The organism is Pseudomonas sp. P5_A12, assembly GCF_056400685.1.
The window spans coordinates 1-2755 of record NZ_JBFUKU010000469.1 but is presented as its reverse complement, the minus strand read 5'-3'; the positions used below and the strand labels follow the sequence as shown (position 1 = coordinate 2755).

3 protein-coding genes are annotated in these 2755 nt (G+C 58.1%); all 3 read right to left on the bottom strand.

Features of this window, described 5'->3' with window-relative positions; all coding sequences use genetic code 11:
• On the bottom strand, positions 1–921 hold a 921-nt coding region (locus AC1DSG_RS30010; RefSeq protein WP_477794112.1), incomplete at its 3' end, for an AMP-binding protein.
• Between the two features lie 14 nt (positions 922–935).
• Positions 936–1865: a diiron oxygenase gene (locus AC1DSG_RS30005; protein WP_477794111.1), complete on the bottom strand. Its 930-nt coding sequence runs from the start codon at positions 1863–1865 to the stop codon at positions 936–938.
• Positions 1862–2638, bottom strand: coding sequence for a DUF3050 domain-containing protein (locus AC1DSG_RS30000; protein ID WP_477794110.1), 777 nt, complete (start codon positions 2636–2638; stop codon positions 1862–1864). The genes AC1DSG_RS30005 and AC1DSG_RS30000 overlap by 4 nt, the downstream gene beginning before the upstream one ends.
• Between the last annotated feature and the right edge of the window lie 117 nt (positions 2639–2755).

The following is a 2755-nucleotide window of genomic DNA, read 5'->3' as shown; positions in this document are numbered from 1 at the left end:
GGGTTGTTCGGGGGCGACGTCGTCGACGTCGATGCGGCTGATGTCCAGCCCCGGCATTTCATCGGCAAGCGCATGCTGGCCGTCGTGCAGCAGCAACACGGCCCCGGCATTGGAAAGAATGTACTGCTGACGTTGCAGCGGGTGGCTCGGCTCCAGCGGCAAATACACCGCTCCGCTGCCGAGAATCGCCAGAATCCCCGCATACAGCGCGCTGCATTTCCCCAGGCAGACCCCAACCACCAACGGCCCTTTATGCTGGTCGAGTAGCGGCTGCAAATGCTGTTGGATAGCACGGCTGTGGGCATGCAGTTGCCGGTAGCTCAAAGACGCACCGTCGATGTTCAGCGCGGGGCGTTTGGCAGATTGCAGGAGGCGTTGTTCGAGGCGCTCGATCATCGGGATCTGGCCCAGTTTCAGCAGCTCGGGCTGATCGGTGAAGTTGAGCTGATGGACGAAGGCCAGGTGTTCCAGCCACAACAGATTTTCCACCCGTTCATAGTGAGCAGGCGCTGCCCGTTGAGCGTGCAGAAAATACTTGGCATCCCGGGAGAAGCGGCTGACCAGCAGCGCGACATGATCCACCAGTTCCGCCACCGCTCGCAGGCGCAATACCTGGCCGTTACCGGATGGCACATCGGCGATTGGCACACGAGTGAACAATGCCGAGTTGTAAGTGCACAACACGTCCAGCGACGGCAAACCGCCAGTCTCCGATCCACCGACACCCAGTTGCAGCGTCAGTCGCGGTGTTTCGCCCAAGCCCGCAAACGGCAGACTCGCGTCGTCGATCAGCAAATCAAATGCCGGTTGGTCGTTGCTCGTGTCGAACCGTATTAACGAATGACCGTGCTGTTCAAGCTCCCGCGCCAGGTCGGTCAAGGCCTGGCTTTGCCCGATGAGCAAGATGTCGAGACGTCTCATGGATGAACTCCTTGTTAATCCAGGTAATCGCTAAGTGCGTGTTGCACGCAGGGCGCGTCGAGCAGCGAACTGCTGCGAAAAAACCGCACGATGTTGGCAACCAACGGGTGATGGCGATTGATCGGGAACGCCAGCCCCGAGACTTCGCGCTTGAGTGCCTGACGTGCCGCCTCGCTGATCTGCAAAGACTCGATCAACTGGAAGTCAAAGGACTTCTGAATATCGTTGGTCAGGTAATGGCGGATGAACACCGGCAGAATCTGCGCGATACAATGGCGATCGTCTTCGTTCGCGGGGTGCCAGTAGATGCGCACCAGCCGTGCCCAGAAGCTCGAATGGCGTCCTTCGTCGAGCAAGTGATCGGCCATCAGGCCTTTGATCGATTGCTTGACTGTGTCGTCCTTGGCGAACGCTGCGACATCGCCGGTCACAGTGTTCTCGGCAATGGCCACGCAGATCAATTCAACAGCGCTGCGCAGATGTTCCGGCGCGAGCGCTACGGCTGCCGGGATCGCTCGACTAAGCTCGATTTCGTCTGGCAACACGATCGGTGTGATGCCGGTCATGGCGATGGTCTGCTGCATGAAGTCCATGGCTACCAACGCGTGGTAGTCCTCGTCTACGACCACGGTCATGGCGTCGTAACGGCAGGCAAACGGGAACGTCAGGGCGAAGCGATTCTTGGCGATGCTGCGCGCGGTCTTGTCGACGATCTCGGTTTCGAAAATCACCACGTCGTTTATGAACTTGTAGAGCGTCTGCACCAAGGCAAATTCCCGTTGTTCCGGGCATTGGCGCAGGAAGGTTTCACTCAGCACCAGCGGTTGCCGGCTCAAGGGATAGATCAGCTTGTCGTCGTTTTCCAGCATCCGCCGTGGGCGCGTGCGGATGGTCGCGCGACTCTCCCAGGCGTCGGCGAAGGATTGGTAGTCGGCGGCGTTCATGCGCTCACCTCAGGCAAAGGTTCGCCCATGCTCAGACGCAGGCCGTCCCACAGGGCGATGCGGCTCTCTACCGCGGCAATGGCACTGGCGTAGACGTCTTCTTCCCGTTGCGGATTGCCGTCGACCAATCGCGCAAGGAGTTTTCCTGCTGCCGGACCGTGGTCTTCGGAATCAACTTCGATGTGCCGTTCCAGGTAGTAACGGAAGGTCGGCGCTTGCTCGATGCCGATGCCCCAATCGTCGAGAATCCGCTGGAACATCTGCGGAATCACGCTTTCACGACCATGCAAAAAAGCGGCGGCGACGCTGTGCCTGGGTGCATGCAACGCCGTGTGCAAGGTGTGCCGCACAAACTGCACCGCCGCCGGATCGACGTCTACGCTTTGCAGCGCGACGTCATAGCTCACGCCTTCCTGCTGCAATGCTACAAAGCGCTCCACCGCGATAGTGCTGGCGCCGACTTCGCGCATCGCATCCAGATACAATTCAAAATGGCTGTAATGGCCGTGACCCGGACGATCATCGGACTCTTCGCCCAGTACGATTTCGTTGATCAGACGCGCGGCCTGCGGGTCTCGTGGCGGCAGCCAAGGCAGTTGAACGCAAGTCAGTTCCTGTTGCAGACGCTTGGACAACGACATGAAGTCCCAAACGGCAAATACATGGGTTTCCATGAAGCGTTGAAGTACCGGCAGCGAATGTATTTCAGAGAAGATCGGGTGTGCACTGAGTTCTGCTTTCTTCTGGATGAGGCGTTCTTTGTTGTTTTTCATGAGTGAGCCTGTAAGTGATTGGAAGTGCCATTCAGGAGGTTGTTGTCAATAAGCGTGTGTCGTCTAAAGATTTTTATGGGCGAGCAAGTATCTCAAGCTATTTGATCGGTATGAGTG

Coding starts and splice junctions, on each gene's coding strand:
- AC1DSG_RS30005 (WP_477794111.1), bottom strand. CDS start 1,865: ATGAACGCCGCCGACTACCAATCCTTCGCCGACGCCTGGGAGAGTCGC.
- AC1DSG_RS30000 (WP_477794110.1), bottom strand. CDS start 2,638: ATGAAAAACAACAAAGAACGCCTCATCCAGAAGAAAGCAGAACTCAGT.